The organism is Butyricimonas sp. Marseille-P2440 (genome assembly GCF_900091675.1).
Taxonomy (GTDB): domain Bacteria; phylum Bacteroidota; class Bacteroidia; order Bacteroidales; family Marinifilaceae; genus Butyricimonas; species Butyricimonas synergistica.
On the sequence record NZ_LT594609.1, the window covers coordinates 15,767 to 34,918 of the forward strand.

A 19,152-nucleotide genomic window follows, 5' to 3' on the forward strand; every position below is an offset into this window, starting at 1 on the left:
TTATTATTTTTGCAACAGCGGTTGAATCAACTGCTGTTGCAAAAATAATAATTTTACTCGAAAGCGACTAAAAGAATCATCATAAATCTCTTGTCTTTATCGTTGAATTCATCCTTGATTTTCTTGTACGCCGTTTTCATCTGAGTCTTCACCGTGTTCACGGAAATATCCAGTTGCTCGGCAATCTCTTTGTAGCTCATACTTTCCACGCATCCTAGAACAAAAATTTCTTTGCATTTCGGGGGTAATGTTTCCATGATAGATTGCAAACGGGCATAAAGTTCCTCGAAATTATCATTCTCGCCAGCATCATCCACCTCGGTCATCATTATCTCTTGACGATAACGCTCCTCCACTTTCTCGTGAAGTTTGTAATCAATACAGGAATTTTTCACGGCGCGGCAAAGGTAAGCATACACGGAACCCGTGTAAGCGATCTTATCCCGATTAGTCCACAAATAAATAAAAACATCCTGCACGATATCCTCCGCCTCCTCCCGATGTTTCACGAATCCCAATGCATAATGGTACAATTGTTCCGCATAACATTCGAAAAAGGAGTTAAAAGCACTCCAATCCCCCTCTTGCATCCTATTGAATAACTTCTCTTCTTCTTGCATAACACACAATCCTAGACATCTAGGAACAAATATCTGTTTTTTTCACGTCAAAGCCAAAAAAAAACGTTACAATCTTGGAACAGCCATGATTTATTTTCCCGAGAAGTTTCAAAAAGCAGTAGAATCATTTATATTTGCAACACATTTAAATCTAAAGCTTAATATAGAAAATGGCACAGACTCCATCTATCCCGAAAGGAACAAGAGATTATTCACCGGAAATTATGGTGAAAAGAAATTATATATTCGACACGATTAAATCCGTATTCAAACTCTACGGCTATCTGCCGCTGGAAACTCCTGCCATGGAGAATCTCTCCACGCTGATGGGAAAATACGGGGAAGAGGGTGATAAATTACTTTTCAAGATATTGAATTCCGGCGATTTTCTTTCTTCCGTTAGCGATAGCGAGATGGAGGAACGCAATATCCCCCGCTTGACAAACAAGATTTGCGAGAAGGGATTGCGCTATGACTTGACCGTGCCTTTCGCCCGCTTCGTGGTGCAACACCAAAACGAGATTACTTTCCCGTTCAAGCGCTACCAAATTCAACCCGTGTGGCGTGCCGATCGTCCGCAAAAAGGACGTTACCGGGAATTTTACCAGTGTGACGTGGATGTCGTGGGAAGTGATTCATTACTGAACGAGGTGGAACTAGTGCAAATCGTGGACGAGGTTTACAAACGCTTGAAGATTCATGTTCGCCTACTGATCAACAACCGGAAAGTGTTAGCCGGAATTGCCGAAACCATCGGTCACCCGGAAAAGCTGGTTGATATCACAGTGGCTATCGACAAGATGGATAAAATCGGGGCGGAAAACGTGAATGCCGAATTACGGGAGAAAGGTGTATCGGAAGAGGCTATTGAAAAATTGCAGCCTATTCTGCATCTGGAAGGGACGAACGAGGAAAAATTAACCCGCTTACAAGACGTACTGAAGGGAAGTGAAACCGGATTGAAGGGCGTGGAAGAATTGAGTACCGTATTCCGTTATCTGAAACAATTGGATATACAAATCGAGGTAAAACTAGACCTCACGCTTGCCCGCGGATTGAGTTATTACACGGGTGCTATTTTCGAGGTCAAAGCCCTGGACGTGGAGATCGGAAGCATCACCGGGGGAGGACGTTACGATGACTTGACCGGGATATTCGGCATGAAAAATATGTCCGGCGTGGGTATCTCTTTCGGTGCGGATCGTATTTTCGACGTGATGAACCAATTGGATATTTTCCCGAAAGATTCCACGGCAACTACCCGTATCCTGTTCGTGAACTTCGGGGAGAAAGAAGAGGCTTTCTGTCTTCCGATCCTGAAAACCCTGCGGGCAGCGGGTATTAACGCAGAGATTTACCCGGAAGCCGCCAAGATGAAAAAGCAAATGGCTTATGCCGACAAAAAGGTTATCCCCTACGTGGCATTAGCCGGAGAAAATGAAATCGCGAACAATATAGTCACACTTAAAAACATGGTCACGGGAGAACAAGAAAGCGTAGCTATCCCCGATCTGGTTGAGAAATTAAAATAAAAGCGTATGCAACTATATCGCAAAGAACAACGCCCGCTGAAAAGCCATGGTTTTGACACCCGTTTCCCCTGACAAGGAAATTGTTTATAAAGTCAAGGGGCAACGCCCTGCGTGTGTGCAATTTTTAATTTTCAATTTTCAATTTTCAATTAACATGACTCATTATATTACCCCGGAGAAATTGACCTTCGATCAAATCGAAAAAATACTGAATAAAAAATATAAACTCGCTTTATCGGACGAGAGCAAAAAATTAATCAATGACTGTAAGGCATATCTGGATCACAAGATTGCCACTTCCGAAAAACCTTTGTATGGGATCACGACCGGATTCGGTTCTTTGTGCAAGATCACGATTTCACCCGAAGATCTAAGCCAGTTGCAAGCCAACCTCGTAATGTCGCACGCTTGCAGCGTAGGCAAACCTGTACACCAGGATATAATCCGTTTGATGCTGTTGTTGAAAGCTCACGCTCTTTCTCTCGGGAAATCAGGAGTTCAACTTGTGACCGTGGAGCGTATCATCGATATGTTCAACAAAGATGTGTTGCCCGTGGTGAAAGAATTAGGTTCACTGGGTGCATCCGGAGACTTGGCTCCGCTTGCCAATTTGTTCCTGCCGTTAATCGGAGAAGGTGAAGTTTATTACAAGAACAAAATTTATCCCGCTAAAGAGATCAACCAAAAATTCGGTTGGGAACCGATACAATTGGGCGCCAAGGAAGGATTGGCTTTGTTGAACGGGACTCAATTCATGAGTTCACACGCCGTTTATGCTTTATTGAACGCATTTAAGGTGGTGAAATACGCCGACATCATCGGGGCTCTTTCCCTTGAAGCATACGACGGGCGTATTGATCCGTTCTTGCCGCAAATCCACGAGGCTCGCCCTCACCCGGGACAAATCGAAACAGCACGTAATATCCGTACTTTGCTGGAAGGTTCTGAATTCCAGAAAGTGGAAAAAACACACGTGCAAGACCCGTACTCTTTCCGCTGTATGCCACAGGTACACGGTGCCGTGAAAGATACCGTGGCTTACGTGGCTTCCGTGGTAGAACGGGAAATTAACTCCGTAACCGACAACCCGACCATCTTCATGGAGGATGACCTGATTATTTCCGGTGGTAACTTCCACGGCGAACCGCTAGCATTAGTTCTCGACTTCTTGAGCATAGCTATCGCCGAATTAGGGAGTATCTCCGAAAGACGTGTATATCGCCTGATTGCCGGCGACCGCAAAACTCCGGAATTCTTGGTTGCTAACTCCGGTTTGAACTCCGGCTTCATGATCCCACAATATGCCGCCGCCGCAATTGTAAGCAAGAACAAACAATTGTGCAGCCCGTGCTCTGTTGACTCCATTCCCTCTTCCAACGAACAGGAAGACCACGTCAGCATGGGTGGAAACGCCGCGGTAAAAACGGTACAGGTCATCGAAAACGTGGAACGTGTGCTTGCCATCGAATTGATGAATGCCGCGCAAGCCATCGACCTGCAACGTCCGACCAAGACTTCCGAGTATCTGGAAAATTTCTTGGCAGAATTCCGTACTATCGTACCGTTCAACAGTCAAGACCGCGTGATGTATCAAGACATCGAGGCTGCCGTTGAATTCCTGAAACAAGGAGAATTCGCTAATTTCCAATAATAGATATGATTTTCTTTCCGTTAACACGGAAAAAATTAAAAGAGGCTTTTGATAAAGCCTCTTTTTGTATTCTTATACATTATTTTTATTCGTACATTTATGGAATTTCTGTGAGATCAGCATCTATGTAATAACTTTCCCTCTGGGAATTGCGAATAAACATAGAATGAAAAGTACAATTTAAACAGATTACGATATGATGAAGAGATTACTTATTATGACGGTATTATTGTTCGGAGCCAGTGTTGCTTTCAGCCAACATAACGTGCCCGACAAAGAAAATGAAGCCGCACCGAAAACAGCTTTGCTTCAGGCACAAAATGATTACCGAAAAGCTGTCAAAGAAAAAAACTCTCCTTTGTTGATACAATCCTTGATCCGACAAATCAAGTACCAGGCTTTGATCGACATGGATAGTATTCCCCCCATGTTACAAGATTTGGAAAAATACATCGGGGAAGACCGGGATATCGTGGAAAAAAGTATTCTTCATTCATTGATTGCCGAACTCTATCGGATGTATTACCAAAGTCAAAGATCCAAGCTATATAACAGGACTCCTGTCACCGGATATATTCCTCGCGATATGGCAGAATGGACTGGCAACATATATATCGAGAAAATATTTCAACATGCACTGGAAGCAGTGAAAGCACAACCGCAACTTGCTGAAGTAAATTGCCTCACCTACAAGGAAATTATGATTGTCGGGAAAAACTCCCCGGCTCTTCGCCCGACAATGTATGATTTTTTGGTATATCGTAGCATCGATATATTAAACGGTCTTTATAACATTTCAGAATATTACAAACAATCTCCGGTTACCGATAACCAATTATTTGCCCCCGTGGCAGATTTCGTGGAAATGGCTATTGAAGCAAAACCTTTTGATATTCATTGGAATATCATCAAACTCTATCAATCTTTATTACAATCGGAACTTACAGCCAAACGTACGAATGCCATTCTCGTTTCCGACCTGGATCGTTTGGATTATATTCGTAGAGTGGTTAACACGGATGACTGGGAATCAGTATACACTCACGCTTTAGAACAATTATCCCGTCAATATAACAATAGCCCTTATAATGTAGAAGTTCTTTACAAGCTTGCCCAAACTTACTATACCCCGACCAGATCCAGTGTTGAAAATCCCGACATTCCGGATAAACCGGAGTACCAAAAAGCATTGGACATATGTAATAAAGGTATTCGCCAATACCCGAATTATTTTCGTATCAATATATTGAAACAAATCGTCCAAGAGATAACACAAACAAACGTATCCTATAATATTGAACCGAACGTGTATCCGGGACGCAATCAAAATATACGACTTTCGTTCAAGAATTTGTCCGATATTTCACTCACGCTATACAAAGTTGATGAAACGACATTAGACTACTTGTATCTTGATAAAATAACACCAAAACTAAAGAAGGTGTCGGCACACACGTTCCGCCTTCCCAAAGAACTGTACACACAAGATACCGTTTTGCAAATTCCAGTAACAAGCACCGGGCGTTACCTATTAACAGTGTCTTACGGGGCAGCAAAGCAACAAGCGGATTCCTCGTTTTTCAGTTCCAGCCGCCTGTCGACCGTTGCCAGCAAAACCGCAGACAAAAACTATAACGTGCTTGTCTGCGATCTCCAAAGCGGGAAACCGATTCAAGGTGCAAAAGTGAAAATTTATAAAAGAAACGGACGTAAATATGTTTTGGACACAGAATTCACTTCCAACGCAAGTGGAATTGCCTCGATAAAGAACATCCCCCAAGACCGTCTTTATCAGGTTACTTTAGGGGATGATAACCACGGGGTTGTAACTCGCCTCCCGAGTCAATATTTCAATTCCTCGACACCTATTGTAAAAGAAGTTAGCCTTTTTACCGACCGGGCAATATATCGACCAGGACAAATCGTCTATTTCAGCGGAATTTCTTGGGAAGCAACCGCCGAAGCCTCAAAAGCCGTCACGGGCAAAAAATACACGGTAACATTAACGGATGCCAACAATCAAGTCGTGGCAAAAGAAGAAGTACAAACCAACGAATTCGGTTCCTTTGCCGGCAAATTCACGTTACCGCAAGAGGTGTTGAATGGACTTTTTTTCATCACCGCGGGAGAATCGAACCACGTCATCACGGTAGCCGAATACAAACGCCCGAAATTTGAGATTACCTTCAACCCGATAAAAGAGGCTTACAAATTAGGCGACCGCCTCACGGTTTTCGGTATCGCCAAAAATTATTCCGGAGCCAATGCGGGCAGCAGTAAAGTCACTTACTCCATCTCATGCCGTGCTTTCCCGTGGAGATTCCAAGAAAATACTGTCGCCGCCGGTAAAACTCAAACAAACGAGAAAGGCGAATTCAGTATTGCATTCGATACAGAAAAAATAGCAAATAATTTCCCCGGGGCTCTTTATAGAAACTTCGTCACGTATATCGTTTCGGTTACAGTCACCACTCCCAATGGTGAAACACAAGAATCACAATACACGATACAAGCAACACCCCAACGCTATCAACTGAATTCTTCCATTTATCCTTATATCGACAAGGAAAAAAACAGTAATATTTCAATCACAACTCAAAACTACAACGGGTATCCGTTAACCGAAAATATCACCTATGAATTACTCGCATTAAAACCGCTACAAAAACTAGGGGAACAATACGACCGGAATAATCTACCCGTGGATAAAAAAGTATTGGAAGGTACATTTACAACCGACAAGGACAAACAATTGGAATTGAACTTGTCATCACTGCCATCCGGCGCATATCTGCTGAAACTTTCCGGCACGGGAGATGATAAAAATATTACTGACGAAAATATCATATATCTTTATTCTCCCCAAGACAAGCGCCCGCCTTATCTCACCTATTTCTGGAGCGTGGAAGAAAAAACGACGTGTTCCCCGGGGGAAGATGCCAAAATCTTATTGGGTTCATCTGCCAAAGAAGTGTATGTATTATACGAAATATACTCAGACCAGAAACTCATGGAGCGGAAACGCCTGGTATTGAACAATTCCAATACCACACTGGCAATACCGTATAAAGAGAATTTCGGAAAAAAAGCAGAAGTGATTGTCAGCTTTATCAAAGACGGCGAATTCTTCACGAACAATTTCATGCTAACCCGTGAAGAAGTAGACAATAAACTGGATATTATCACCAAAACCTTCCGGGATCATCTGACCCCGGGGCAGCAAGAAGAGTGGTCATTCATCATTAAAAACGGACAAGGCAAGGCTGTCATTGCCGAAATGATGGCAGGAATGTACGATGCTTCGCTGGATAACATTCGTCCAAATACATGGAACTTTAACCCGGTTTACTATGACTACAACACAACACCCCAATGGAGATTCAATAACTATTCGTTAGGAGGAAACATCGGATATAATCTGAAACGTATAGATATACCAAGATTTGAATTCGATAGATTAAACCTCTACGGATTAAGTGAATTTACATTCCTTGGTTTAGATGATGTCGTTGTAACAGGATATGGCAAGTCCAGAGGGGCAATAAAACAAAAAGCCGTAAACACGGTTGCCTTCGGGGAAGTTGCCGATCTTGCGGAAAATAGTGCTAACACCAAATTTTACGTCCGAGGATTAACTTCAGTCGAAGCAGCAGCCGACACGGGAGTTCCAGGTATCTTGTCAGAAGAAAACGGTATCAATGCAACTTCACAAATCAGGCAAAACTTTCAGGAGACTGCATTCTTTTACCCACAACTTCTAACGGATTCAACGGGTAATGTGGTCATCAAATTTACAGTCCCGGAATCTACCACGACATGGAAGTTTATGGCTCTGGCGCATACCCCGGATATGCAATTCGGGCAAATAGAAAAGTCGGTCATTACAAATAAAGAATTTATGGTCAATACCAATCTGCCTCGATTCGTTCGCACGGGAGATAAAGTCGTGTTACAAGCCACAATCAACAATCTCACGACCGACACGCAACAAGGCGAAGCTTACCTCGAATTGTTTATTCCAGCGACAAATGCAGTAATCAGCAAACAACAGGTAGCTTTTGACGTGAAAGCCCAAGAGAATCAAACAGTAAGTTTTGAATTTACTGCCCCCGAAAACACAGATTTACTCGGATGCCGTATTGTTGCTTCCTCTTCACGCTTCAGTGATGGCGAGCAATATGTACTCCCCGTGGTTCCGGATGCGACACTGGTTACCCAGACCTTACCGATATTCACGAGCAAGCAAGGAGTACAAACATTCAAACTGGATGCCCCGAAAGGGATCACCCCGTACCGTCTGACACTAGAACTCACGGCAAATCCCGTTTGGTATGCCGTATTGGCTCTCCCGTCCATCAACACGCCACAAACGGAGAACGTAACCGAAATTACGGCATCCTACTATGTGAGCTCTTTGGCTTCTGCTATCGCGAACGCCAATCCGCAAATCACGGGTGCCATTCAGAAATGGATGCAAAAGCCGGACGCCGCATTAACCTCTCCGCTGGAAAAGAATCAAGAGTTAAAATCAATACTATTACAACTCTCCCCGTGGGTGACGGAAGCACAAAACGAAACCCAACAAATGCACTCCCTAGGAGAACTCCTGGACGTGAACCGCCAGAATTATATAGCCCGACAAGCCATTGACAAGCTGACTGAACTACAAAACGAAGACGGTGGCTGGTCATGGTTCAAAGGCTTTGGCTCCAGTGCCTTCATGACTGAAAATGTACTTGAAGCCATGGCACGGTTGGTCACTTTAAATGTCACGAGCCACCCGGAACAAGTGAAAAAGATGCAAATCAAAGCACTAAACTTTCTGGACAAACAAATTCAGGAGTCCTACAAACATTCCAAGACCGCGGGATATTCCCAAATACTGTACCTGTACACGCGTAGTGCATACCGGGATATTCCTTTGACCAATGCCCTGGAAGCACACAAATATTACTTGGGACAACTGGAGTCCACGTGGACAAAACTTTCCCTTTACGAGAAAGCATTGACCGCCATAGCATTCTATCGCTACGGTAAAACAGACGCAGCGAAACAAATCATCCGGTCTTTGAAAGAGTTCTCGACCACCACACCCGGGATCGGAATGTATTGGGCGAACAATCGTTCTACCCTGTTTACCAATTCCGCCATCCAAACCCACGTGGCGCTCATGAGTGCATTCCGGGAAATTGAAGGGAATAGCCCGGATACCGAGCTGATGAAACAGTGGTTGTTACGCCAGAAACAAACCCAGAACTGGGGATCTACCCCCGCAACTGTCGATGCGATTTACGCCTTACTGCTCACGGGCAATAACCAACTGGCAACACGGGAAGAGCTAAGCGTAAAACTCGGGAACAAGAAATTGGACGTGAATCCCGAAGAAACAACTCTCGGGTATATCAAACAAAGTTTCACGGGTAAAGAAATCTCCCCGAAAATGACGAATGTTACTCTCACGAAAAAAGAGGCTCAAGTAAGCTGGGGAGGTTTATACCTGCAATATTTCGAAAAACTCGATAAAGTTACTAGCCATTCGGGAGGCCTTTCCGTGCAAAAGCAACTCTTTATCCAACAGGAAAGCGAAAACGGGAATATACTTGTTCCCCTGGAAGGACAAACATTGAAAGTCGGTGACCGAATTAATATCCGCATCACGGTAACTAACGACCAGGATATGCAATTCGTACACCTGAAAGATCTGAGAGCCGGATGTTTTGAACCCACGGAACAACTCTCCGGCAATCGTTGGCAAGAAAATCTCGTGTATTACCAGGAAACGACTGACGTCGCCACAAACTTCTTCTTTGATTTCCTTCCGAAAGGTACACACGTGTTCGAGTACACGGCATGGATCGCTCAAAGCGGAACTTATCAAGACGGTATCAGTACATTACAATGTATTTACGCTCCTCAATATTCAGCAAATAGTCATGCAGGAAGCATTACTGTTCACTGAATAAGCTAAAAGATAAAAGCTAAAAACTAAAAGAGGTATATTCCTAACTTTTAGTTTTTAGCTTTTAACTTTTAGTTCTTATCTTCTCGTTCTATCAATCAAGAATCAAGCGGAAGCCAGAACCATGCACGTTCTCAATCTTGATCGATGGATCATCCTTGAAATATTTTCTTAATTTTGTCACGTACACGTCCATACTACGAGCTGTAAAATAATCACTGGCACCCCATATTTCATTCAATGCCTTATCCCGCTGCAATAAACCATCTCTGTGGTAGTACAATAATTCCAACAAACGGGATTCTTTCGGGGTTAGCTTAATAACCTCATCCCCTTTCGTGATCGTGCGCAACTCCGTGTTGAACAAATAGGCTCCTAACTCGATAAGTTTCGGCTTAACTTCCGTTTCCTCGTGCTCGCAACGGCTCAAGATTGCTTTGATCTTAAATATCAACAATTCCGAATCAAAAGGTTTCACGATATAATCATCCGCCCCTATTTCGTAGCCTAACTTCATATCATCTTTCATACTTTTTGCCGTGATATAGACAAAAGGTACTGTTACATCCAATTCCCGTATCTTTTTCCCCAGCGTGAAACCGTCCATCTCGGGCATCATCACATCTAAAAGACACAAATCAAACTTCTCTTTACGAAATGCCTCGAACCCGTCTACCCCGTTCGTACAATGTATCACATCGTAATCGGATAATTCCAGGTAGGATTTCAATACTGAACCAAAACAAGGATCGTCTTCTACTAAAAGTATTTTATGTCCCATATATTCAATTTTAATTTACTACTTCAAATTCTAATTTTTGTCCGGTTACTCTTCCATCTTAAAAATAATCTCCACCAAGGTACCTTTGTTCTTTTTAGAAGTCAGGCGAATTTCTCCCCCGTGCAATTCCACAATAGACCTGGCGTAACTTAATCCCAAGCCGAAACCTTTTACATTATGCACGTTTCCGCTCGGCACGCGGTAGAATCGTTTAAACACCTTATCCTGAGCTTCCTTAGGAATTCCGATGCCGGTATCCCTGACCCCGATAATAAAACGATTGTCCTCCCGCTTTGTAAATATATACACATTCAACGAATCATGCGAATATTTTATAGCATTATCTACTAAATTACATATCACGTTCAGCATATGCACTTCGTCCGCACTCATGACATAACCTTCCGGATCCAGGTCTGCCTTGATTATCCCACCTCGTTCCTCGACTTGCAAACGGAAATGTTCAACCGTTTCGTCCACCAACACGTTCAAGTTTACGTTCACTTTTTTCAAATGTACCTCCCGACGATCGAGCTTAGCCTGTAATAGGATACGCTCCACATATTTATTCATCCGTTCATTCTCGTTTCGAATCATCGAATTGAATTTCAACAACTGACTTTTATCATTCAGCACTTTCTCTTTCTCGATGGCTGCCGTCGCCAAAGAAATTGTCGCCAAAGGAGTTTTAAATTCATGTGTCATGTTATTAATAAAATCATTCTTGATCACGGAAAGTTTTTGCTGCCGCATGATCACGACGATTGTTATTATAAACACGGACATTAAACCGATAATACAGAAACCGGAAGCGATAAACATCCATCCGATATTATTATAGAAAAGCGAATCTTTCGTGTCAAACATGATGCACAAGTTAGCATCTTTCTTTATCTGATCGTTCGGGAACAACTCCGTGTAATAAAATCCTTTCTTGCCATGTTCTTTGATATACTTCAACAACTCCTCCCCCTTCATGATCTTCCACTTGAAATGATTCTTTATTCCCGTGTTTACCATTTCTTCCCGCAGATAAGGATCCATATCCACCCCCTGAAGCCGTTTGGCAATGTCAGCATTGTGCGGATCCTCTTCTTTCATATAGCGAATCAACGCTTTTCTGACCATATCTACCAAACGCCGTCGATCCAAAGAATCCACTTCCAAACTAGCCTCTTCCTCCGCAGATTTAATTAATTGGTGCGGAAAACTTCTATCCGAGGCTTCTTGCAATCGTCTGGAAGTTTCCTGAAGTTGTCTGGAATATATTTCTAAAGGCATCATTCGTTGCGTTTGCGTTACCGTAGTCCGTCCGTCAGTCCGCGTAAATTCTATAGACCAAGTAGGGAACATCTCCTGATAAGACACTTTCCCCTGTTCCAATGAATCCAATATCTGATCAGTAGCAGCAATTTTTTCCTCCAACTTATTATACTGCTCCATCATATTCTGGTATAGGCTCTGCTCGCTATATTGATCAACCAAATTGACAGCCTTCCCCAACACGTCATACACTTTTGAAGTAAAACGTGCTTCTCCCTCTTTCATACTATATTTAATCCAAATCCACTGCACGCTTACCACGGCGATAAAGGCTATGAGCATGACAATAGACAGAATCCTGATAATAATTTTCTTAATCATAAGCTGACACTATACAATTAGCGAAGTTAATATTTTTTATCTCACCATGCAACGCTTGACCTGAAAAATTAAAAAGAGGTACCCGGGTAGGTACCTCTAAAAAAACAACTAAGTAATAAAAACGGGAAAATAAAAACCAATAAATGGTTTTATACTTTATTGTAAACGACTTTCCAATACTTTATAAATATTACTCTCTTTATTTTCAACCTTCATCTTTTTGAAAAGTCTTTTCTGCAATGCTAAACTATCTTGCAATTCATCTTTAATCAAGAATAACGACAATTCTCTACCAAGATTAGCTTCCACCAATGATTTCGTCCAATTAGCACGATTTCTCAAGAAACGTTGCTTTTGCAATTGGTGAATACCTAACATTACCTCATCGTCTTTAGACAACTTCTCTTTCTTGCTGATCTTTCCTATTAACCGGTCTACTTTTTCAATATCCTTGCCATATCTTTCTTTATACTGCTTTTTCAACTCTGCATATTCGTCCATTAAACCTGAATTCTTAGCCTCTATTTGATCCGGGAACTTAATTTTCCCCTGAATCCAGATCATATCTTTAGTGTCCAGAATAGCTTCAACCGTAGTTTTTCCATCAATATCAACCCACACTCTACCCGGTATCTGGAATTGTTCTGTTCTCAAATCAATCTTTCCATCTGTAACATCTTGTTCAGCCAAAATAGTTAATCCCGGTTCCCCTGGAAGTTCTGCCAACAATTTTACTTTCCCTTTCAATCCTTCTACTTCACCACGTACTTTTACTGAATTGCTATCACACGCACTCAATAAAAATGCCACAAGCACTAAAAATAAACCTATTCTTTTCATGTCTAATAAATTTTGTTTATCATTTATAGCTTACTACAAATGTAAATGTCATCTGTTATTATACTAGCTCTAATAATTAACCAAACATCACAACAAGTAAAATTTACTTGCTGTAAACATCGACAAATATACAAAAATAAATTATAACCCCATATTCTGCAAAAGTAATTTCACAGAACCTGTAGGTTTCGGAGCATCTGCCACGGAAATCCTACCGTCCGGGTTGATCAACATGTATCTAGGTAAGGTGCTAACCATATAAGTAGCATAAAAATTGGAAACATCTTTTAATAAAAAATGTTCTCCCGGAATATCTTTTACTTGCAAAAATATATTCGTATCCGGACAAAATGTCAGGAATCGAATATCTTTTCCTTCATATTCTTTCACTAACTCTCCCCAGGCTGACAGCTCTTTACTCCCACCCATACCGCCAAAATCAGGCATCCCCACACAGATATAAAGATATTTTCCTCGCATATCTTTCAATTGGGTTTCTTTCCCCAAGCTATCAACCAAAAGTGCATTCGGAGCCGTTGCTCCAGCAGATAACTTCCGCCAGCGATCGACCAACTGCGTCACCTTTGCAAGCTTACTCGTATCGGACACCTCATTCCAACATATCGAAAGCAAGTAATCCGAATCTCTCAAACCGTTATGGGCAAAATAATTATAGACTACTTCAGATAATAAGAAGTCCCGCACTTTAAGATTCGTTACATTGGTCAGAATATAGTTCATCAATCTTCTGACACTCATATTCTTTCCTTTGTAATAATAGAAATAATACATCAAGAATTGCTTATAAGAGGGATATGAAAGTAAATCCTCATTATTAAAGTCAAAACTGGTAACAAAATTATCAAATGTAGCCCCCGGTTTATATTCCATTGAATCGGATGCCATATGTGTATTCGGGTAAATAATAGCTTGCCCTGCTATCCCGTATCTTATTCTCTCCCTCTCCTGATTCGTGAAATCTTCTCCAAGATTCTTGGCTTCCAACAACAAAATGTTCATGTTGAGTATATCCTGCATCCGTTGTACAAAAGCCTCTTCTTCTAACTTATAATCAGCATTAGAAATAAAAGCCATCCCTCGTCCCTGTTCTTTCAAATAATTATTGACCGCACTTAATGTTCCCTTGAACTGAGGAATTCCGGTATTACGAACTATATTTATTTCCAGATCTTCTCCCGGAGCCAAATACACGGGTATGTAATAAGGTTGATAAATATATGCATAACTACCTTTCTCCAATTTTATTTTACCAGAGAAAAAATACCTATTGTCTAACTTAAACTCATGCATTTCTCCATTCACTTCAAAGACGATGACAGAATCACGGGTACGTCCAGTATCAATCCGTCCGGAAACCTGTACGCTTTTATCTTGTACACAGGCAGCCAGAAGAACAATAAATAATATACCTAGCAAACTCCTCATGCTTTATCGTGTTAACTTTAAGGATACAAAGATATGTATTCAGCAGAAAAGTATGTGTTAAAAAAAAGGTAAATAAAAAAGGCGACCTCAGGGTCGCCATTTTACATATATTAACAATAACTTATTTTACAATTGCAGTAAAATCATTGTTTTCAAAATATTTAGCAAACTCCATATCGGTAGCAGCCAATTGTTTGAATGAAGCATCCAAAGAACATGCTTTTCTCAAATTACTCATTACCGCATTAGCATCGTTGGTTCTAGCGCCAATAACTGCTTTCAAGTAATAAGACATCGGGCATTCTTTGTTTTCAGCGTTCAATTTCTTCAAAGCCTCGTTATTATTTCCAGCAAGTACGTTTGCCAAAGCAGCATTCACACAATTGCATTTTCCGAAATAATTTACAGCTGCAGCATAATCTCCGCTCTTGATTGCGATGATACCTTTGTTGTAATCCACTTCAGGACCTACTCCAGTAGCAGCACCGAAATAAACTTCAGCTTGTTTCAAATCTCCATTCTTCAAAGCAACAGCACCCAAGTTATTTTGAACAACAGGATTGTTAGCTGACAAAGAATTTGCTTTATTGAAGTTAGCCTGAGCTTCTGCAACGTTACCCATCTCGAATTGAATCATACCTGCGTCATTGAAACCTCTCCAATCACTTGGGAATTGTTTCATGCAAGATTGATAGATAGCCAACTTATCGTTGTTATTATCAAACAATGTAGCAGAATAAAGTAATTCATCCACGTTCAATTCAGCAGGGCTAGATTTAGCCAAAGCTTTCAATTCGTCGTCTGATTTACCAATCAATTCAGCGTTAACCACGAACAAAGATCTTCTCAATTTCGGAAGGATTTGATCGGCAACTACTGCAAATACAGAAGCAATATTCTTGATTTCTCTTTCTCTTACTTCAGGATCTGAATGCATTTCCAATACGCGAAGGATCAATTCTTTGTCTTGGATATTTGATGCTTCCATAGCTTTCTTGAATCCGTCCCAGTCTTCAGCAACCACAAATTTCTTGAAAAAATTCTCATCTTTGTATTGCTCAACTTTACTTTTCTTCATCTGTTTTTTCAAGAAATCAGAAGAACCGGCTTCACGTTTGTTAGCTAATTTATCATTCCAGTCATAAGCACCGTCAGGAGAAGCATATGATCTAACGTCAATACCGTTCAAGTTCATATTTTCTTTTGAAGCAGCCTCTTTGATATAAGCTTCTAACTTCTTCATTTCTTCAGAAGTCATTTCTTTTGAACGGATATTAGCTGAATTAATCAAATAGTAGATAGCAGCTTCTTCTTGTTGTTTGATGATTCTTTGAAATTTATCAGCACCAATGGAGGTTGCAGGAGCATTGACTACCAACATTTCAGTTGCGATCACACCGTCACCGATCTTTCTCGGGTCAAATTTTACCACTTTAGCACCTTTAGATCCGGTGATATCAATCTCCAAATCAGAAAGCCTCATGGCATCCTCGAACGGAACACGGCTTACATACGTAATCGTTTTTCCAGCTTCATAAGGGATAACTTCAGCATTTCCTTGTACTTTTTCTCCTTGGATTGCTTTCATCTCATAAGCCTTCTCACCATCTTTAAATCTTAACACGGGAGTCGCTTCCAAAGCAACTTTCTTGTTAAAATAATTGGCAGGGAAAGTCACGTCGATTTTCAAATCAACCATTCCACCTTTAGCCACTAAGGTTTCCGGAGTTACGGAGTAAGTTATCTCTCCTGCGCGTTTCTTCATCTTGTTCAAGGAAGAACAGGAAACAGTTATTAACCCAGACAAGGCAACAACAGCAACCAGACCTAATGTTCTTTTCATAATGATTTCTTAATTTTATTTGTAATACTCAAATTAGTTCACGTGTTTTTTCACAAAACAAATGTATAAAATTTTATCTATATACGGAATTCCTTGCACAAATTTTATACCAAACTCTAATTAATTTTGTCCAAAATTAATTTTTCGGCTCTTTCAAGTGCCCGAGCCACCCCATCCGGATCAGATCCTCCTGCTGTAGCGAAGAATGGCTGACCACCTCCTCCACCTCGCATTTCCACCGCGGCATCCTTCACGATCTGCCCGGCGTGCAAACCATAATCCTTCACTAGCGCATCAGCAATCATCACCGTCAAGTGTGGTTTCCCGTTAAATACGCCTCCCAGCACAAGAATCAGATTATTCAACTCTCCTTTCAATTGGAAAGCAATATCTTTCGCGGCTGCCGGAGCCATTCCAACCGTCCGAACGATCAGGTTAATGTCCCGGATCACCCGCTTTTCGTTCTTCAAACCTTCTTTCAATATCTTCAAACTCTCACTGGTAAACTTCTCCACATCTTTCTTCAACCCTTCATTCTCGTCGATCAACGCCTTAATATTTTCCAGTATCCCGCGATTGGACTTAAACATACTATCCATCTCCTTCAACATCTTAAACGTATTTAAGATATAGTTCTCAGCCTTAGCTGCAGTGATCGCCTCGATACGACGTACTCCCGCAGACACGGAACTTTCCGAAATAATCTTGAAGAAGCCGATTTGCCCTGTGGCATGGGCATGTGTACCTCCACACAATTCCACAGATTCCCCAAATTTCACCACACGTACCAGGTCTCCATACTTCTCTCCAAATATTGCCATCGCTCCCATTTTCTTTGCCTGACCAATCGGAATTGCACGATTTTCTTCCAGCGGATAGTTCTTGCGAATCTCCTGGTTCACGATTGCGGCTACTTTTTCCAATTCCTCATCCGTCACCTTTTGGAAATGCGAGAAGTCAAACCGCAAGTACTCATCGCTCACGAACGATCCCTTTTGCTCCACGTGAGTTCCCAAGACTTTTCTTAAAGCATAATGCAATAAGTGAGTCGATGTATGGTTATTTTCTGTCGCAATTCGCTTATCCAAATCAACCTTAGCCGTGAACACCTGCGTCAAATCCTCGGGCAAGCGATCCATGAGATGCATCGTCAACCCGTTTTCTTTCTGCGTGTCTAAAATATCAATTTTCTCGGTTTCGGAAATCAACCACCCCCGGTCTCCAACCTGTCCCCCGCTCTCGCCATAGAAAGGAGTAATATTAAATATCACCTGATAGAAAGTTTTTCCTTTCGCACTCACCCGGCGGTAACGAGTGATCTGCACTTCCGTTTCCGTGTAATCGTATCCCACGAATTCTTGGGTATCGTCAGCGATCAATTCCACCCAGTCATCCGTATTCACTGCTGCAGCAGAACGAGAACGCTCCTTTTGGGCTTCCATCTCCGCCTTAAATTCCCGGCGGTTCACTACCAATCCGTTCTCTTTCAAGATTAATTCTGTCAAGTCCAACGGGAAACCATAAGTATCGTACAATTCAAAAGCCACGTTACCCGGCACGGTCAGATAATCTTCTGCCTTAGTCTTTTCTATAATCTTATCCAATAACTTGATACCCTTATCCAGGGTACGCAAGAAAGCATTTTCTTCCTCCTGAATTACCCGTTCAATCAACACCTTTTGTGCTATCAATTCGGGATAATGTTGCCCCATGACCTCGATCAACACCGGAACCAGCTTATACATAAAAGCTTCTTTCTGATCCAAGAAAGTATAAGCATAACGCACAGCCCTACGCAGAATACGGCGAATCACGTATCCGGCTTTCACGTTCGACGGCAATTGTCCGTCAGTGATGGAGAAAGCTATCGTACGTAAATGGTCGGCAATCACACGCATTGCCACGTCTGCCGCACTGTCCTTGCCATATTCCTTTCCGCTCAACCGGGCTATTTCCCCGATAATCGGAGTAAATACATCTGTATCATAATTAGACGTTTTTCCTTGTACCGCCATACACAACCGCTCAAATCCCATACCCGTATCCACATGATGGCTCGGCAGATTCTCCAAACTCCCGTCCGCCTTCCGGTTGTACTGCATAAAGACAAGGTTCCATATCTCAATTACCAAAGGATTATCCTTATTCACGAGATCACGCCCCGACTTTATTTTACGTTCTGCTTCCGGGCGCAAATCTATATGTATTTCAGAACAAGGGCCACAAGGTCCCATATCCCCCATTTCCCAGAAATTATCTTTCTTATTCCCATACAGAATCTGCTCTTTAGGCAAATATTGCAACCAATATTCCAACGCCTCATTATCGGCATCCAAATGGTCATCCTGGCTTCCCTCGAAAACAGTGGCATACAAGCGGTCTTTATCCAATTTCATTTCACCGGTCAGAAATTCCCACGCATAAGCAATCGCCTCTTTCTTAAAATAATCACCGAAAGACCAGTTCCCCAGCATCTCGAACATCGTGTGATGATAGGTATCATGCCCCACTTCTTCCAGGTCATTGTGCTTTCCCGACACCCGCAGGCACTTTTGCGAATCCGCCACCCGGGTCGCTTTCGGACGAACATTACCTAGTATAATATCTTTAAATTGATTCATTCCGGCATTTGTAAACATCAGGGTTGGGTCACCCTTGATAACCATCGGTGCCGAAGGTACTATTGTATGTGATTTCTTCTCAAAAAAATCTAAAAATTTCTGTCTGATCTCTGCCGACTTCATACATTCTCTATTTAGTAAATCCACGTAAAACAACGAATGTTTCTTCTCACATTCAAACGGAAATATCATGTAATCATATCGATTGCCTGTTT

At 41.8% G+C, this 19,152-nt stretch carries 10 protein-coding genes; 3 read left to right on the forward strand and 7 right to left on the reverse strand.

The genetic code is table 11. From position 1 onward, the window contains the following. Positions 1-53 precede the first annotated feature (53 nt). On the reverse strand, positions 54-620 hold the full coding sequence (locus BN8899_RS06185) for an RNA polymerase sigma-70 factor (RefSeq protein ID WP_065219411.1): 567 nt from the start codon (positions 618-620) through the stop codon (positions 54-56). Positions 621-790: 170 nt separating this feature from the next. Here BN8899_RS06185 and hisS point away from each other — a divergent pair, with 170 nt between their 5' ends. The 3 genes from hisS to BN8899_RS06200 all read left to right on the forward strand — a co-directional run bounded on the left by hisS (position 791) and on the right by BN8899_RS06200 (position 9,762). Further along, positions 791-2,152, forward strand: coding sequence for a histidine--tRNA ligase (gene hisS / locus BN8899_RS06190; RefSeq protein WP_065218766.1), 1,362 nt, complete (start codon positions 791-793; stop codon positions 2,150-2,152). A 154-nt stretch (positions 2,153-2,306) separates the two neighbouring features. Beyond that, positions 2,307-3,803, forward strand: a complete 1,497-nt coding sequence (hutH, locus tag BN8899_RS06195) for a histidine ammonia-lyase (protein ID WP_065219412.1) — start codon at positions 2,307-2,309, stop codon at positions 3,801-3,803. Between the two features lie 196 nt (positions 3,804-3,999). Beyond that, positions 4,000-9,762 carry an alpha-2-macroglobulin family protein gene (locus tag BN8899_RS06200; protein WP_065218767.1) on the forward strand — a complete coding sequence of 1,921 codons (5,763 nt, stop codon included), beginning with the start codon at positions 4,000-4,002 and terminating at the stop codon, positions 9,760-9,762. Positions 9,763-9,856: 94 nt separating this feature from the next. Here BN8899_RS06200 and BN8899_RS06205 read toward each other — a convergent pair whose 3' ends face one another. The 6 genes from BN8899_RS06205 to alaS all read right to left on the reverse strand — a co-directional run bounded on the left by BN8899_RS06205 (position 9,857) and on the right by alaS (position 19,060). Next, complete coding sequence (locus BN8899_RS06205) at positions 9,857-10,543, reverse strand: response regulator transcription factor (protein WP_018339308.1); 687 nt, start codon at positions 10,541-10,543, stop codon at positions 9,857-9,859. 45 nt (positions 10,544-10,588) lie between these two features. Then, positions 10,589-12,187 carry a sensor histidine kinase gene (locus BN8899_RS06210; RefSeq protein WP_065218768.1) on the reverse strand — a complete coding sequence of 533 codons (1,599 nt, stop codon included), beginning with the start codon at positions 12,185-12,187 and terminating at the stop codon, positions 10,589-10,591. Between the two features lie 156 nt (positions 12,188-12,343). Continuing rightward, positions 12,344-13,027 (reverse strand): hypothetical protein, encoded by a 684-nt coding sequence (locus BN8899_RS06215; protein WP_018339306.1) that lies wholly within the window; start codon positions 13,025-13,027, stop codon positions 12,344-12,346. A 141-nt stretch (positions 13,028-13,168) separates the two neighbouring features. Then, positions 13,169-14,473 (reverse strand): TlpA family protein disulfide reductase, encoded by a 1,305-nt coding sequence (locus BN8899_RS06220; protein WP_026207829.1) that lies wholly within the window; start codon positions 14,471-14,473, stop codon positions 13,169-13,171. A 121-nt stretch (positions 14,474-14,594) separates the two neighbouring features. Beyond that, positions 14,595-16,316: a tetratricopeptide repeat protein gene (locus tag BN8899_RS06225; protein ID WP_065218769.1), complete on the reverse strand. Its 1,722-nt coding sequence runs from the start codon at positions 16,314-16,316 to the stop codon at positions 14,595-14,597. A gap of 116 nt (positions 16,317-16,432) precedes the next feature. Further along, positions 16,433-19,060 carry an alanine--tRNA ligase gene (gene alaS / locus BN8899_RS06230; protein ID WP_026207828.1) on the reverse strand — a complete coding sequence of 876 codons (2,628 nt, stop codon included), beginning with the start codon at positions 19,058-19,060 and terminating at the stop codon, positions 16,433-16,435. Between the last annotated feature and the right edge of the window lie 92 nt (positions 19,061-19,152).